The organism is Erysipelothrix sp. strain 2 (EsS2-7-Brazil) (assembly GCF_016617655.1).
Taxonomy (GTDB): domain Bacteria; phylum Bacillota_I; class Bacilli_A; order Erysipelotrichales; family Erysipelotrichaceae; genus Erysipelothrix; species Erysipelothrix piscisicarius.
Window position 1 is genome coordinate 12,268 of record NZ_SCFT01000009.1, and the last position, 17,137, is coordinate 29,404.

Annotated in this window: 14 protein-coding genes; 4 read left to right on the plus strand and 10 right to left on the minus strand. The window is 36.4% G+C overall.

From position 1 onward, the window contains the following. Nucleotides 1-5 precede the first annotated feature (5 nt). Nucleotides 6-614, minus strand: coding sequence for an IMPACT family protein (locus EPJ90_RS05385; protein WP_244660382.1), 609 nt, complete (start codon nucleotides 612-614; stop codon nucleotides 6-8). A gap of 97 nt (nucleotides 615-711) precedes the next feature. On the opposite strand from EPJ90_RS05385, the gene EPJ90_RS05390 reads away from it, so the two are divergent. Together EPJ90_RS05390 and EPJ90_RS05395 are read left to right on the plus strand one after the other, a co-directional pair. Further along, the gene (locus EPJ90_RS05390) at nucleotides 712-1,581 is read left to right on the plus strand and encodes a DegV family protein (RefSeq protein ID WP_125163864.1); all 870 of its coding nucleotides are present in this window, start codon (nucleotides 712-714) and stop codon (nucleotides 1,579-1,581) included. A gap of 53 nt (nucleotides 1,582-1,634) precedes the next feature. Further along, nucleotides 1,635-2,489: a DegV family protein gene (locus EPJ90_RS05395; protein ID WP_200542755.1), complete on the plus strand. Its 855-nt coding sequence runs from the start codon at nucleotides 1,635-1,637 to the stop codon at nucleotides 2,487-2,489. A gap of 58 nt (nucleotides 2,490-2,547) precedes the next feature. Here EPJ90_RS05395 and EPJ90_RS05400 read toward each other — a convergent pair whose 3' ends face one another. The 7 genes from EPJ90_RS05400 to EPJ90_RS05430 are packed head-to-tail and all read right to left on the minus strand — an operon-like array spanning nucleotide 2,548 to nucleotide 13,626. Then, nucleotides 2,548-4,839, minus strand: a complete 2,292-nt coding sequence (locus tag EPJ90_RS05400) for an ABC transporter ATP-binding protein/permease (RefSeq protein WP_200542756.1) — start codon at nucleotides 4,837-4,839, stop codon at nucleotides 2,548-2,550. Nucleotides 4,840-4,886: 47 nt separating this feature from the next. Next, nucleotides 4,887-6,020 (minus strand): ABC transporter permease, encoded by a 1,134-nt coding sequence (locus EPJ90_RS05405; RefSeq protein WP_200542757.1) that lies wholly within the window; start codon nucleotides 6,018-6,020, stop codon nucleotides 4,887-4,889. After that, nucleotides 6,004-6,855, minus strand: coding sequence for an ABC transporter ATP-binding protein (locus EPJ90_RS05410; protein ID WP_161636908.1), 852 nt, complete (start codon nucleotides 6,853-6,855; stop codon nucleotides 6,004-6,006). The genes EPJ90_RS05405 and EPJ90_RS05410 overlap by 17 nt, the downstream gene beginning before the upstream one ends. A 58-nt stretch (nucleotides 6,856-6,913) precedes the next feature. Then, nucleotides 6,914-7,810, minus strand: a complete 897-nt coding sequence (gene miaA / locus EPJ90_RS05415; protein ID WP_161636907.1) for a tRNA (adenosine(37)-N6)-dimethylallyltransferase MiaA — start codon at nucleotides 7,808-7,810, stop codon at nucleotides 6,914-6,916. Continuing rightward, complete coding sequence (gene mutL / locus EPJ90_RS05420) at nucleotides 7,807-9,564, minus strand: DNA mismatch repair endonuclease MutL (RefSeq protein ID WP_200542758.1); 1,758 nt, start codon at nucleotides 9,562-9,564, stop codon at nucleotides 7,807-7,809. Before mutL ends, miaA begins: the two co-directional genes overlap by 4 nt. Beyond that, nucleotides 9,557-12,064: a DNA mismatch repair protein MutS gene (gene mutS, locus EPJ90_RS05425; RefSeq protein ID WP_200542759.1), complete on the minus strand. Its 2,508-nt coding sequence runs from the start codon at nucleotides 12,062-12,064 to the stop codon at nucleotides 9,557-9,559. The genes mutL and mutS overlap by 8 nt, the downstream gene beginning before the upstream one ends. After that, nucleotides 12,061-13,626 (minus strand): PTS transporter subunit EIIC, encoded by a 1,566-nt coding sequence (locus EPJ90_RS05430; protein WP_244660383.1) that lies wholly within the window; start codon nucleotides 13,624-13,626, stop codon nucleotides 12,061-12,063. The genes mutS and EPJ90_RS05430 overlap by 4 nt, the downstream gene beginning before the upstream one ends. A gap of 41 nt (nucleotides 13,627-13,667) precedes the next feature. Here EPJ90_RS05430 and EPJ90_RS05435 point away from each other — a divergent pair, with 41 nt between their 5' ends. Then, on the plus strand, nucleotides 13,668-14,879 hold the full coding sequence (locus EPJ90_RS05435; RefSeq protein ID WP_125163856.1) for an FtsW/RodA/SpoVE family cell cycle protein: 1,212 nt from the start codon (nucleotides 13,668-13,670) through the stop codon (nucleotides 14,877-14,879). 40 nt (nucleotides 14,880-14,919) lie between these two features. On the opposite strand, the gene EPJ90_RS05440 is transcribed toward EPJ90_RS05435, so the two are convergent. Beyond that, nucleotides 14,920-15,702, minus strand: coding sequence for an NAD kinase (locus tag EPJ90_RS05440; protein ID WP_161636903.1), 783 nt, complete (start codon nucleotides 15,700-15,702; stop codon nucleotides 14,920-14,922). A gap of 42 nt (nucleotides 15,703-15,744) precedes the next feature. Here EPJ90_RS05440 and EPJ90_RS05445 point away from each other — a divergent pair, with 42 nt between their 5' ends. Next, nucleotides 15,745-16,290: a CYTH domain-containing protein gene (locus EPJ90_RS05445; protein WP_200542760.1), complete on the plus strand. Its 546-nt coding sequence runs from the start codon at nucleotides 15,745-15,747 to the stop codon at nucleotides 16,288-16,290. Here EPJ90_RS05445 and EPJ90_RS05450 read toward each other — a convergent pair. Continuing rightward, entirely contained in the window at nucleotides 16,253-17,131 is an 879-nt protein-coding gene (locus tag EPJ90_RS05450) for a hypothetical protein (RefSeq protein ID WP_161636901.1), read from the minus strand. The two genes, EPJ90_RS05445 and EPJ90_RS05450, sit on opposite strands and share 38 nt — an antisense overlap. Nucleotides 17,132-17,137: the final 6 nt, after the last annotated feature.

The window sequence follows — 17,137 nt, forward strand, 5'->3', positions numbered from 1 at the left end:
ACCTCCTAGATAAATTCAATGGTTTCATTCACAATGGACGTGCTTAACGTACCCCGTGTTATATCCTTTAGTGGCTCAAGCAACATTGGGTCAGTTACACAAATCTGATAGCGAGCTAAGGAATCATAATTACGATCCAACACCGTACCCACGCTTGTGATATGAATCTCCACATCATTAATAAACTCATATGGGAACGAAAGATCAATCGTAAATACCTTTTGAGGTGCAAGGAGTTTTGCTTCGTCAAGTGTAAGCGAAACGGTTGAACCATAAGCTCGAATAAGACCACCAACCCCTAACAAAACACCGCCATAATAGCGAACCACTACCGCAATAACACCGTCAAGCTTATGACCACGGAGCACTTGAAGCATGGGTAATCCTGCAGACGATGCAGGCTCACCATCATCATTTGATCGTTCAATATCACCCGTCCGATAAGCACTACAATGATGGGTTGCCTTTGGGTGCATCTTTTTAATTGATTTTAAATATGCTTTTGCTTCTTCTTCAGAATGAATCGGGGCCAAATAACCAATAAATTTTGACTTATTGATTTCTTGTTCCGCAATGACTTCTGATTGAATTGTTTTATAGTCTAATTGTTCCATGTATTTATTATAAATCATTTCGCCGCGTTCATAAAGGAATATAATAGTTTGACTTTCAAAGTATTATATTCTATAATGCTCTCATCGGAGGATATGTATGAAAAATTTAGCGATTGTATGTGATTCATCAGTTTGTTTCACACCAGAAGAAATTAAGAAATATAACGTTTTTATTGCACCCTTAACTTTAATTCATAACAATGTGGAGTACCTAGATCAAGAAACGATTTCCAAAGAAGAAGTTCATGACTTACTCTCTAAGAAAGAAAAGATTATGACTTCACAACCAAATCTTGGATCTTTGATTAATCTTTTTGAATCAATTCGAGACGAGGGCTATCATCAGATTCTTTCGATAACACTCTCATCGAATTTATCAGGAACTTATAGTGCCTTCAACCAGGCTGCTTCTCATGTCGAGAACTGCGACATTCGCGTTGTAGATTCCTTTACGTTAGGTGGACCCGTCCAACAAACCGTAAAGCTTGTGCGCGCTATGGAGTTAAATGGAATTACACTTGATGTGATGATTGAAAGAATAAACAAATTCTTACTTCACACAGAATCATTTGTTTATCCCCAAAACTTAGATCAATTACGAGTAAGTGGTCGTATTTCGAAACATGCAGCCACACTGGCTTCACTTTTAAAGGTGAAACCCCTCCTCTATCTTGAAAATCATGGTTTGACGATTGAGAAATTTGGTACTGCACGGACTGAAACTAAAATTTTTGAACTGTTGATTAATCATATGAAAGAACAAGGCATTACCCCTGAAGCGTATGATTTTTATTACCTACATAGCGACGCTAAAGAAATCATTACACGTCTTCGTGACGCACTTCTAGATTCGTTTGGGAACCATGATGCATATATTATGGATCTTCCAGCTGCGGTTGCCACGCATGCAGGCCTTGGAACCGTCGCAATTCAATGGATTCCAAAAACCGATAAATATATCATGTGAGGTCGTATGCATTTCATTATTAGTGTATAATGGTAGTACTTGGAGGTTGTATTATGAAAACTGCGGTTATTGTCGATAGTAGTAGTAATTATTATAATGAACATATCGAAATGGATGGTCTTTTCGCGATACCCTTACAGATCATCAATGAGGAGGATGTTTCACTTGAGAGTGTTGAGATATCAATTGATCAAGTTAATGCCCTCATGAGGGAAAATATTATGCTTCAAACATCACTACCTGCACTGGGCATGATTGAAGATTTATTTAGAGAAATTAAATCAGAAGGTTATGAGCGTATTCTTGCGATACCGATAACTACTGGAATTTCTGGAACAATTGGTGCCATGAATACTGCGGCTCAATTTGTTGATATTGAGTTTGTTTATATCGACTGCTTTACAGCTGCTTCGATTGAACTGGACTGTGCAATTGCTGCTCGCAAGCTTCTTGATCAAGGATATGATATCCCTGAAATTAAAGAACGCATTGATGTAGCGCTCAATAACGGCAACACGTTTATTATTCCTGATGATTTAGCGCATCTATCACGTGGAGGTCGACTATCACCACTCGCCGCAAAACTTGGTGGTTTTCTAAAAATCAAACCAATACTTCATCTTAATAAAGAAACAAAAGGAATTATTGAACCTTTTGATAAAGTACGAACGATGTCTAAAGCAATTGATCGTGTTATTGAAGCGATGCAGGAAGCGGGCGTTGATGAAACTTTTAAAATTACAATCGTAGATGTGGATGCGAAAGATGAACTTCAAAAAACTGTTAAGAAGTTTGAAGAAGCATTCCCAAATACTGAAATATATGTAACGGAGTTAATTTCAACCGTTAGTGTTCATGTGGGAATTGGTTCACTTGCATTTCAATATATGAAAAAAATAGAAGTCTAATTTGGACTTCTTTTTCTTTTAAAAAAAGACATCCTTTGAACGAGGATGCCTTTATTTTCTATTCACTTCTTAGAGCAATTACAGGATCTTTTTTGGCAGCCATTCTTGAAGGTATTACTCCAGAAATGGATGTTAGTACGATACTAATTATAATTAAAATCACTGCATGTATTGGATTAACCACGGCTATATTTTCTGTTTTTGTGAGGTTATAAATAATCGCGTTGATTGGGAAGGTAAGCAGATATGTAACTACAATCCCCAATGTCCCGGATACAAATCCTATTAAGAATGTTTCAGCATTAAATACACGCGAAATATCTTTTTTACGAGCTCCTAGACTACGAAGCACACCAATCTCTTTAGTACGTTCGATAACTGAAACGTATGTAATAATTCCAATCATCAATGAAGAAACGACAAGAGAAATGGATGAAAATCCAATCAACACATAAGAAATTGTATTCACGACTGTTTCCATGACACCTGTAATCATTTCTGACATATCACTGTAAGTGATCTTATCGGCATCTTTTTTATCAATATTGTAAGCGTCAAGGTGTGTACGAATTTCCTTTTTCGCTTCAAAATCTGAAGGAATAATTGAGATGTTTCGTGGTAATGAAGATGACCCAAGTTCCTCAAGTTGATCTTGGTAGAGTGCATCCGCTTCTTTAAATGGATGCCCTTCAAATCCCATCCCCGATACAACACTATACGCTTTACCAACCTCTTTTTGAGCTTTTACAACATCAGAATTTGTAGAGTCCTTGATAAAGGCCTTAACTAAATCCGAACGGTAATATAAACCCGGCTGATACATTTGGAATGATGAATCTTCTTTTTGTCTCATCACACCCACAATCGATAAGGTTCTGGCATTTTCAGATCCATAGATTGTCTCATAGTTCTGTTGACTTGCTTCGCGATAGAGCCCAAATTCATCTTTAACAAAATAGTCATTATTTTGAATTAACTTAAATTCTTGACCTACAAGCGATTTCAAATCAACGTTATTTTCGATATCACCTAGACCTAATTCTTTAATTGTTTCTTTTGCGATACGATTATAGTTATCCACAACTAAAATCATCTCGTTATCACCTTGAGGCATACGGCCTTCAAGAACATCATATTGATTGTTGTTGAAGTCTTCATTATCGAGTAACTCACCCATATGTGATGAACTTGATTGTACATGAACGTATTTATCACTGGTTTTACGTATCATATTCATATTTGCTTTGTGAATATATTGGATTGAGATATATTTATCTGCATCAAGCTTATTCACATGATCAATATACTCTTGAGTAATATTGTTTGTAATAACATTTGTTTGAACTTTAGGTTCATAGATTTGCAACTTGGAATCTGTTGGAAACTCACTCATATTCGATGTATCTTCTGCCACAACAGGTCCTGAAAAATCAAAATCGGAGGAACCAATTGTAATCGGTGATGTCGCGAGTGTATCCGACTGCATTTTATTAATTGAGTTGGATAAACCTGAAGAAAGCGCCAAAATCAACGCGATTCCGATAATTCCGATACTTCCAGCAAAACTTGTTAAGACGGTACGTCCTTTTTTAGCCCACAAGTTCTTTCCACTGAGCCCAAGCGCTGTAATATATGGCATTTTTGTACGTTTTTGTTTAGTAAGTTTTTCTCCATTAATATCTGTTTCATAAGGATTACTGTCACTTATAATTTGCCCGTCCAACAATTCTACAATTCGATTGCTGTATTCATGCGCAAGCTCTGCATTATGAGTAACCATGATAACAAGACGATCTTGAGCAATTTCTTTGAGTAAATCCATGATAATAACACTGGTTTTACTATCAAGTGCTCCCGTGGGTTCATCGGCTAGAATAATTTCAGGATCATTAACAATCGCACGCGCTATTGCAACGCGTTGCATTTGTCCACCTGACAATTGATTCGGTTTTTTGTTAATATGATCGATTAATCCAACTTTTTCTAAAGCAGTACGAGCACGTGACTCCCCTTCTTTTTTTGAAATTCCGGATAATTTTAATGATAGTTCAACATTTTGAAGAACCGTAAGATGCGGAATTAAGTTATAGGATTGAAAAACAAAACCTACAGAGCTGTTCCGATAAGAATCCCAATCACGATCTTTATAGTTTTTCGTTGAGATTCCTGAAATATTAAGATCCCCACTCGTATAACGATCAAGTCCACCTATTATATTCAACATCGTTGTCTTCCCACATCCTGAAGGACCGAGAATTGAAACGAACTCGTTTTTTCTAAATGTTAAAGAGACGCCTTTGAGCGCTTCTACTTCACCATATCTTTTGGTTATTTTATCTAATTTTAACATTTTATTTTCACCTCTAATGTATTAACACAGTAATACATTAGAGGTTATTAGTCAATCTTTTTCGTATCATTGTCAAAAATAAACTTCTCACTGTAGTACTTCGAGTACTCAAAAACGAGTGTAAAAAAACCAATGGCCGTCGCAAATGAAAATGCAATCTCGTAGATGCTGACATCATAGACAAGCACACGAAGAGGGAGAAACAACATGCTAAATAATGGTGTTAGGGACAAATAGACACCCCAACCTTCGGTCATATGATAACGTGTATTGAGAAAAATCGATAGATAGTAAATACACAACATTAAAAAGTATAGCGGACCATGAACACTACCTGCTTCTTCAATGGATCGAATACGAACTGCAAGTACGAGTAGGATGATTTGAATCGTTGCAATTCCAACCATTAGAATTAAAAAGGCACATCCAATATTAATAAAATCACTCTGTGATAAGTTTAGGTTCTTTATGATATCAATAAATGTTTGTCCCTCAAAATCAAGAATACCAAGCGTTTGTAATAAATCGACCAACCCCTCACCTTGATCATATGTCTGACGCATGCATACCCAAAAACTAAAAATAAGTGCAAGACTTGTGAGTTGAATTGTCATCATCATGAGTCCAAGAATTACTTTAGTTACAAAATATGTTTTCACATGAATCACCGAACATACCATCTCTAGGACGTTGGAAGTTTTCTCCATAATAACCTCACTCATTGCGGAAGAACTTAAAGAGGTAATTAAGAAATATAAGGTTGTAAGAATTGAAAAGACAATTTCAAGATTAAGATTATTCTTGGCGGTAGTCTTGTATAAAATCACTGGCTTCTCATGACTCCCATTTTCATAGCTATCAATAATCAAGCCTAATGTACTCTTCTCGGTCGGACTTAAGGGTGTTTCCGTTTGGATTGTATAAACGCCTTCTTTTTTTGTAATTAGAACTGAAGCTTCATCATCATATTTTATGATTTTTTCGAATCCATCAGCAAAACGTTCCCAATCAATATCGATGGTTTTAATGGGTGTTGGTTCTGAAACACTGGGTAAAAGAATCGCTAAAATTTTATCACCAAAAAGCAAACATCCCATCACGGTAAATACGATTGCATAAAATAGGATGGTAGCCCGATTCAGCATGCGTCGCTTAATTGAAAACTTAATGAGTGTCTTCATAGGTAGTTTCCACCATTTCTTTTAAAGAAATTGAATCAACGATAATTTTTTCAACGCATCGATTCTCAATTAAATTTGGAAGTATAGTTTTTAAAATGTCCTTATTATGAATAATCAGATACACCTTGTCCTCTACAACTTTAAAGTCTAAGCCAAGATGTTTGATATCATAAAACTGTTCCTTTTCCACGATTAGATATGTTATCGCTGCATCCCGCTTTAACGCTTTGAGTGAACCATATTTCATCATTTTTCCGTTTTTTAAAATTAGAACATAATCGGAGACCTCTTCGACCTCTTCATATTGATGGCTTGAAATTAGAATTGATTTTCCTTTTTTCGCCAGTTTACGAAGTAATCCTTTAATCAGTCTCATATTGTGGATATCCAAACCACTGAGTGGTTCATCCATTATGATTGTTTTGGGATCGTGAATCAGCCCACATAGAATTTGTACTTTTTGCTGGTTCCCTTTAGAAAGTGTCATGATTTTAGATTTGAAATAGATTTCAATTTCCAAATACTTCATCCAATATTCCAAACTTGACCGTATTTCATTAAGTTCCATACCATGCAATTGCGCATAGAGTTCTAAATGCTCTTTTACTGTAATATCCTTATACAGCGAACGATTTTCCGGAATATATCCGATGTTAGTAACATAAATATTTCCTGAATCTTTCTGAATTAGACCTGTAATTGTCTTAAACAGCGTCGATTTACCACTTCCGTTAACCCCCAACACAGCGAGAATTTCACCGTCATTGATTTCGAACGAGATATCTTTGATTCCTCGTTTGTTCTTATAAAGCTTCGTTAACTGTTCAACTTTCATAGTACACCCCTCTAATAGATGTGCACTCTTTAAATTTTGACCTAAAAAAAAAGTGGATCTACCACTTTTTTAAATCATTTAGCACGAACTCTAACGGATTACTGTTAAAAATATCAATCCATGTACTTTCAGTTTGATGCTTAAACCAGGTAATTTGACGCTTTGCCAATCTTCGGGTGTTTTTTTTAATGGATTCTTGAACTTCATCTAACGTACTATTCCCCTGGAAATAATCTACGAACTCTCGATACCCTATCGATTGCATGCTTTGCATCGTGAATAACTCAGGATACTTCGAATAAAGTTCAGTCACTTCTTCCAAAAGTCCTTGTTGCATCATTATATCAACACGCGCATTTATTCGGTCATAAAGTCTTGAACGCTCCCCTTGCAAGAAATAGATTCTAGCATCATAAAGACGTGTTTTTCCCCGATTCTCATTAACATCCGCTTTGGTCAAATTCGCACTCTTGACCATTTGTAAAGATCGAATAAGACGCTTTCGATTGTTGACATGAATTTTTTCTGCAGTAACTGGATCAATTTCTAATAGTTCATTCAGTAAATCTTGGTTGGATAACGTTTCATCAATTTGAGGAAGGTGAACCTCCTCATTAAATCTATAATCATTAAGCAATGCATTAATATAGAGCCCTGTTCCACCTACCACAATTGGTGTTTTACCTCTACTTAATATTAAGTCAATCGCTTCTCGAGCTTCTTTTTGAAAACGTGCAACATGATATGCGTCCGTAATGGAAACAATATCAATGAGATGGTGCGAAATTCCATCTTGTTCCTTTTCGGTTGGTTTTGCACTGCCAATATTGAGTTCTTTATAAACAGCAACGGAGTCGGCACTTATAATTTCTCCATTAAGTTCTTTGGCTAATGAAACTGCCAAGCTCGATTTTCCGGATGCTGTTACACCGGCAATGACGATAACTTTTTTCATCGTTTAAACTCCTTGATGAGTTGTTTATGCTCAACTGTAATAAATGTTGGTCGACCATGTGGACAATGAAAGGGTTGATCACACGCTCTCAGTTGTCGCACCAACTCCGTCATCTCATCCATAGACATATATTCATTAAATCGAACTGAAGAATGACATGCTAACGTAGCCAAAACATTTCGTCGTAAGTCTTCTTCACGAATTGTTCGTTCATCTTCAAACATATCCAAAACTTCATGTATAAACTCCGAAACGATTTTTTCCTCGATCCATAGAGGTGTACTTCTTAATACAAATGCATCATCACCAAACACTTCCAACTCAAGTTGAAATTCTTTAAGAATCTGATTAATCTCGTGAACACGACCAATAATTGGCTTACGTCCTTCGATTATTAGAGGTATTAAAAAATCTTGTGTAGGGTTGTTTTGATTTAACATTTTATTTTGATAATATTCATACCGTACACGCTCCATTGCAGCATGCTGATCAATGATATACAGGCCTTGATCGCCTTGAGCTAAAATATAACATCCACTCATTTGTGATAAGACGGTAAGGGGTTCAATTCTTTCAGATACCTCCAAAGGTTCAATTTCTCGGGGTTTAAAGTCTGAAAGTGGCAATAATTCAGGCAGATAATCAGGCACATAGACTTTTTTAGGTTCTTCAATCAACGGTTCAAAACGTGGTAGTGGTTCACCAAGCAGGTCTTCTTTTATATCTGTTTGAACGGGTGGTTGCGTGGGAAAGGTAATGCGTTGTGGACGCATATGTTGATCTAAAATTGATGAAAAACAGTCCTGAATCAGTTCCACAAGAACATTATCTTTTGATAAACGAATTTCCCACTTGCTTGGATGTACGTTCACATCCACTAATTGAGGATCAACGTGAATATTCATCACAACAATTGGGTAGCGATCAGTAGGCATATGACGGCGATAACCATCAACGATTGCTTTTTGAATCTTAGGGAATCGAATCATACGATTATTAATATAAAGCCAAATTGAATATCGGTTTGCGCGATTATGTTGAGGGAGCGCCATAATTCCATCAATTTTGAAATCGTAATTTTCAGCATTAAAAAGTTTCGTGTCTTGAGTCACTTGAGCACCATAAACACGATGAAAAACATCCGCTATATCATTCCGGCCATAACTTCTAAAACTCATTTTACTTTCGTTATAAAGGGTAAATGATATGTGTGGATTTCCCATAGCAAACTTTTGAATTGTATCAAGGATGATTGATGTTTCATAATGGATGTTTTTGATGTGCTTCAACCTTGCAGGTGTTTTAAGGAATAGACTTGAAACAGATATGGTTGTTCCTTGATTGCGAGCTGCTCGCTCTTTAACCTTTTTTACTCCATTATCAATAATAATGCGATGACCTTCAGTACCGTCATTTGATAACGCTTCAACATGACTTACTGAAGCAATCGATGGTAATGCTTCACCCCTAAATCCAAAAGAAGCAATCGCATTAAGATCGAGGACACTATTAATTTTTGATGTTGAGTGACGTTCAAATGCTTGTGATAAATCATCACCGCCCATTCCATCACCATTATCACTGACCTCAATAAGGCCCATCCCACCTTCAACAATACGCACCTCAATACTTGTAGCATTCGCATCAATTGAATTTTCTACAAGTTCTTTAATAATACCCGCAGGACGTTCTACAACCTCTCCAGCAGCAATCATATTCGTTAGATGTGTATCCAGTACTTTTATTTTATTCATCGCCCTTGTCCTCAATGATTGATTTTAATTCAGAAAGAACCATGAGTGCTTCAATTGGTGTTAATTGGTTAACATCAAGGCTCTGCAATTTATTTTTTACGACACTATATCCCTGCGGTTCTACTTCTACCGTAACAACCTTAGAATCAATATCTAAACGGCTTTTGGACAATTCAAGAACCTCTAAATTGTGTTTAGCACGTTCAATGATACTTTGAGGTAAATGAGCCAAACGCGCTACATTAATCCCATACGACTTATCCGCACGTCCATCAATGACTTTATAGAGGAACGTCACTTCATCGTTTTCTTCATGTACTTCCACATGAATATTTTTAATCCCCTCATACATCGATTCTAACGTCACTAATTCATGATAATGCGTTGAGAAAATTGTGCGACTTTGAATTGAATTATTGATATACTCGATAATTGCCTGAGCTAGTGCCATTCCGTCATATGTTGACGTTCCTCGTCCAATTTCATCAAAAAGCACTAAGGAATGTTTGGTAGCACGCGAAAGTGCTGCTTGAGCCTCCATCATTTCAACCATAAATGTTGACTGTCCCATTAAAATATCATCACTTGCACCCATTCTTGTAAAGATTTGATCTACAAGGCTGAGTGTCATGCTTTCACACGGAACATAACATCCAATTTGCGCCAAAATAACATTAAGTGCGACCATTCTCATATAGGTACTTTTACCACCCATATTGGGTCCCGTTAAGATTAAAGTATTACGGGTCGCATTCATTAATACATCACTTGCAATATACTGGTGATCTTTTAAAGTTGATTCTAAAACTGGATGCTTTCCGTTTTTAATATCTAACTCACTCCCGGATACAAATTCTGGACGTTGATAACCTGGTAAAGCAGACACTTCTGAAAGTGAGAGCAAAGCGTCCATGAGCGCTATCGATGATCCAATATTATGGATTTCCGTTGAAAATTGTGAAATATATTGAGTAACAGAATCAAACAACTCATGTTCAATTTCTAAAATACGTTCACTGGCTTGGCTTGTTTTTAATTCATATTCTTGTAATGCTTCACTAATGTATCGTTCAGCATTTGTTAAGGTTTGCTTTCGAATATAACCAAACTCTTCACGAACATTCTCAATTTGGCCTTTACTAATTTCAATGTAATATCCAAAAGCACGGGTATAACCCACTTTTAAGTTCTTAATGCCCGTTCTTTCGCGTTGTTCCGCCTCAAAATTAACAAGCCATTTCTTCCCATTTTTTGATAACTCTAAAAGTTCATCAAGTTCAGAATGAATCCCTTGTTTGAAGGTTCTCCCTTCTTTAAGTGCAACCGGCGCATCGTCTAAAATATGTGTATCAAGTACTTGATACGCATCCTGAAGAGGGTTGATCTGCATAAAGTTAAAACAGTCAATACCGTCCACTACTTCTTGCATGCGTTTGAAGGTACCGAGTGTTTTTTTAAGACGTACAAGATCCTGTGCATTATGCTTTGCGGTTGATAAGCGTGCAATAACGCGATGAATGTCATAAGTTTCTTTTAAACATTGAGAAAGTGCATCCGCAAGAAGATAATCTTCGATAAGTGTCTCAATTTGAATGTGTCGCTTATTGATGGAATCAACGCTCACCAATGGTTGCATCAACATTTCTTTAAGTGCGCGTGCTCCCATGTTTGTTTTAGTATGATTAATAAAGTGGAATAGGGATAATTCTTTTCCCTTTTGATGGTCAATGAGTTCGAGATTCGTCATTGTAGCATAATCCATACGTAAATATGCTTCATCATTAAGCACTACAACTTCTGATAAATGATTCAAACTACGCTTATGTGTATAAATGAGGTATTGAATTAACCGTGCTTGTGTTTTACAAATTGTTGGATCTTGATGTTGAACATCTTCTGCTAAGTCTTCTTGATATGAAATATAGATTTCGGTTTTACTTTTAATTTCATTTAGAATTTTAGAATCAAAATGTTCAGAAACAACAATTTCTTTTACTTGAAATTGTTGGAGTACTTTAATAATTTCAACAAAATCATTCATGACACGAATTGCACGTAGATTTCCTGAAACGATATCGCAACTGACAATCGTTGCATACACTAAATCGAGCGTTATTGAAGCAATTTCGCGCGTTTCGTTATCATCCATTTCAAAATATGTTCCTGGCGTTACAATCTCAACAACATCACGCTTAACAATCCCTTTTGCGTTTTTAGGATCTTCAACTTGTTCCACAATTGCTACTTTGTACCCTGCGGACACTAATTTTTGAATATAACCTTGCGCCGCATGATGTGGAACACCACACATTGGGGCCTTTTGATCCTTTCCAGCTGAACGCGCTGTTAAAACAAGATCCAAGACTTTTGATGCCGTGATAGCATCTTCAAAGAACAATTCATAGAAGTCTCCCAAGCGATAAAACACCAACGCATCATTGGTGTTTTTCTTTATGTCCATATATTGTTGTAACATTGGTGTTAATGTTGCTTGTGTCATTCTTCAGCATCCTCTTCCGCTTTAGGAAGTGTATCAAGATGACGATTTACCGCACGTTGCAACATATACGATGAGGATCCTACAGAAAGTGTAAAACCTTGTCGAGTCTCAACGATACGAGTAACCCCTTGTCGGTGTAATCCTGAAACATTTAATTCATCACGATCACGGAGCGCAACATGGATATGCGTTGGTGTGCTTGAAATCGCTTCAATATTTTCAAGGCCTCCCAATCGTTCAATAAAATCATTAACACGTTCTTTTTTACTTCCAATATTTAAGACATCAATTGCCATTCTACTATAGTAGAAACGGGTCATCGCAAAGTAAATAATAAATGTAATAATACCAACTAATAGAATAATCATAATTTTATTAAACATTACTGTATTTCTCATAAGACCAATAAAATCGATAAGGTTTCCCGGTGTTGCACTTGTCAACGTTCCCAAATACGAGAAGCCTACGGTTGCTCCAAATCCTACAAGAATCGCATAAATAAATGCGGTCATAAAGAGATGGAAGAAATATAGAATTGGACTTGTTAAAAGCATTAACAACTCAACTGGGAAGATAATTCCCCCGAGCATTGATGTTAGAATTACAATAACGAAGAGTGAAATGTTTTTCTTTAAAACTTTTTTATTGGAGATTGTTGAAACAACTGCAAGCAGATAACCTGGAATCGCAAATAGATTAAGCACATAGTATGCACTCGTATAGCGTCCAGCACCACTAATCATATTTAGACCCTCTTTAAGTTGAGCCGTCCAAATATTGGCATCCCCTACAAACGTTTCGCCTCCAATATTCATCCAGGACCCCCCAAGAGATCCAAGCCATATTTCTTGATGCATCATCGTTTGAATGTTCCCAAGTGTTAGAAGTCGTTCTAACCCTCCGTATGCAAAAAGACTCATCGGATTATGAGAATCTGAAGATATAAATTTCAATGCATTATAGATACCATCCACAAACATAGGCCATCCATATGCAAAAAGCGCCCCTACGATTGCAGATCCAATAATTGCATTTACTAATTTAAGTGTATCTTTATCTAAATAAGAAACTTGGGAGAAACCAGTTGTTTCTTTATGGCTTCGATAACAATATCGAACCACAAGGAGTACGGCTAAGAAGCCAAAAATTCCTGTTTTAAACAAACCATATGATTCGTTTCCAATTGTAATGTTTAAAATGTCTGAATACGCAGCTTTTGGTGATGTTGTTGGTGACAACAGCGTCATCACAACTAAGAACACTAAATATGAAATAAATCCTGTAACCACGACATTGGTTTCATCATTTCGATGCGTTAACAATTTAATAAAAACATACAGTGGAAAATATGATAAAATGATACCACCAGCATACAACAACAATTTCGATGCTGTAACAAATAGTGGACTGTTAAATTTAAATATCATTACGATATATGGGTTTGCTATGATAGAACCGATTGTAATCAAGAAACAACCCAAGAATAATGATTTCAATGGGAGTTGTAACTGTTCATAATATGTCTGAAGACGATTCATTTTGAGCACCTCTAACTTTTCCATTCTATTATACACTATTACATTCATTCGCAAAAGGAGGCACGATGAACAAATTTATAAATGAAAGCAAACGACACTTCACCCTTGATGTAACTTTAATTGTCTTACTCTTTGCACTCTTTGGAATAAGTCTTGTGGCAATTCATCTTGCAGCACCACTTATGAACCAAGATGGGGGCGTCAATTTAGTAATAAAACAAATTAGCTGGATTGTCGTAGGTCTTGGAGTCGTTGCTTTTCTACTCAAAATCGGCGTCGATCGTATCTTCACTGCAGTAGATATTGCCTATTGGATTTTAATGGTATGTCTACTCGGTCTTGTTATAGCACGTGTTCTATCTTCTCGATTCGGTATTCACATACCCTTCGCTGCAGAAATAAATGGGACGCATGCTTGGTATTCTATTCCGGGTATTGGTTCCTTCCAACCGAGTGAATTTATGAAAATCGTACTCGTAATTAAAACCGCCAATACTATTCATGAACATAATACATTGAAAACTGAATATTCATTTAAAAGTGATTTTGAATTAATCTATAAAATGATTAAATATGTTCTTCCACCCTTTATCTTGATATTTCTACAACCTGATACTGGGGTTCCAATTGTTATTCTTGTCAGCCTCGCTACGATGTTCTTCCTATCTGGTGTTCGACGCGAATGGATCATTGTTATTGTTGGTCTTGCACTTGGACTGCTACTGGGTATTGTTTGGCTTTATTACAATAATCAAGAGTTACTCAATACCATTTTGGGTGGTGGTGCAACGCATTATCGTCTCACCCGTTTCTATGGTTGGCTCGATTATGAGAAGTATCCTCAGACATATGGATACCAACTCTTCCAAGCACTGTTATCACTTGGTACTGCAGGTCTTACAGGTCATCCCTTAGGATCTGTAATTGCTCAGTTCCCAGAACCTCAAACTGACTTTATTTTCGCCGTTATTTCGCAAAACTTTGGGTTTCTCGGTGCATCTTTAGTTGTTATCTTATCATTTGCCTTTGATATAAAACTTGTGATAAATACACTAAGAAGTAATTTATCTAAAGAACGATATATGATGATGGGAATCATTGGAATGATTGTGTTCCAGGATTTACAGAATATCGGTATGATTCTAGGCATCCTGCCAATTACCGGAATTACCTTACCCTTTATATCTTATGGAGGATCATCTCTTGTTTCCTATATGATACCCATTGCTGTCGCACTGCATATGTACAGCGAAACCATTAATTTACACAAACACTAAAAAAGAAGGAAGGACTTTAGGGTCACTCCTTCTTTTCTCTTTAAAATAAAGCATTCAATCGTTGAATATGCGGAATATCATTAAACCGCGCAAAACGCATCACTTTTGGATAGCTGGAAATTCTAATTTCATGAATACCATCTAAATGCTTATGAAGGTGATCATAACATAATAATGCATGATCGAATGAATCACTTTTTAGAATTATTTTAGAGTCCGGTTTCATAATCAAAGGCGAATCCAAACTGCGTGCATATCGATGATGAATTCCAGATATTTCGGTTAGTTGTAGTAAATCTAATCCTGGGAAAATAACGGCACCACCGATGGAACGATTATATGCCGTCGAACCATATTGCCCAGAGATACAAACACCATTCCCTCTAAATGTCTCGAAATAACAATCATCAATGTAAATATCTAACGCTTGTGTTTTAACGATGTTTTCAACACGTATTTCATTTAGAGCACAGACATGGATTTCACGCGTATCGTTTATACAGAGTGCTTCAAGAATCCGTTTTTCTTCAATCACGGGTTCATTATGGATTACGTCTTTTATAAATTGATCCACACAATCTTTAGTATAGTCTGTGGAAAAACCCAACGTTCCCGAATGAATTCCAACGAAGGCTACATCGTCAATAATGTGAATCCAGTCATGAAACGCTTTTAAAAGTGTTCCATCTCCACCAACACAAATAATGAGTTCAGGATTCTGGTCATCAAATATAAAATTATTTTCCACAAGAGCATCGCGAATCTTCATGCAGATACCTTGTGACGCAGCATCACCACGTTGAACAAGTGTAAAACGTTTCATAATCCACTTCCTTTTCCTTTAGACTTATTGTACCATAGATGTATGAAACAACATCTCGAAATTGAATATAAAACTCAACTCACCCAGGACGAATTTGACCATATTTTGAATTCGTTCCCTTTTAAAGATCCTAAGTATCAAGAAAATACATACTATGATACACCGAAAGGTTCTTTATTTAAACAACACTCCATGTGCCGTATACGCACAATTGGTAGTATTCATGAGTTCACATTAAAAGTACCTCAAGAAGAAGGTGTATTGGAATACGAGGTTATTTTAAATGAAAAGTCACTTATGGATGAACGCATTATTGATTTTTTAAATGAAAAAGACATTGACGTAAATACGATGGAGGTCATCGCATTCAGTAATACAGTCCGCTATGAATACTCTGACATCTATGGTGTTTGGTGTTTAGATTATACCCGTTTTTCAAATAATTCCGATTATGAACTGGAATATGAACTTCATGAAAGCAATGAAAAAGCGTACCCGCACTACCTTGATACGCTTCAATTATTGGGGATTCAATATAAACCTTCAAAACCTAAATATCTACGAGCTCTAGATTCATCTGCTGAATAAGATCCTTGTATGATTGTGATGCTGTTTGATTTTTAATGCATAAAGAAATTGAGAACTTGAAATCTTCAAGTTCTTTTTTTATTACCCAGGAAATACCAAGCAAAGGATATATTTGATTCTTAAGGGATGAACAGGGCAATGATATGGATGCAGTTTTGTTTCCATAATAGGTATATCCAATCGGTCCGATTTTATACTTTTCTTGATTGGTAGAAATCATCGACTCCTGAATAAGCGTCCACTCCGTCCGAATGCTTGATAGGATATCTCTTAGACGTTGATGCTCGAGATCTTGAATAATGTCACGTTCGCTTAATTCATGTTTATGGACTTTGGTAAACCACTCATCCAGCCCAATTTCTAATCCTTTGTTTAGAAGATTCAATACGGTATTTTGGTCATCATCCTCAAGATAAGTAAATGATTCTAAACGTTTGGTAAGTTTAAAATCTACTTCATGGAGATAGATTGGTGCAGCAAAGAACTTGAGATCTTCGAGTTCGATGCTCTGAATTTGCTTTGGCACTTCATGATCTTTAGTACGGTTCAAAATTGCTTCTTCAAACATTTCAAATGAAGTATAGCCATTCATGGTTCCATACTGATCCCATGTTCGTTTTACACTCATGGTGCGCACTGTTTTTGCGCGACCATAACCAATAATCCCCTTTTCTTTCGTCTGAGGATGGATATAACGCTTGTCTAAGAAAAAAAGTAAGTCGCCAACATCAAACCGCTCAAAGCCTTTAAGACTGAGTCTCCAAAAATTTACGGTTTGATTTCCATTAATTCGATGATATTCAATCATCTTTTCATCGGAAATATATGCTATTGAGCTCATATGGAC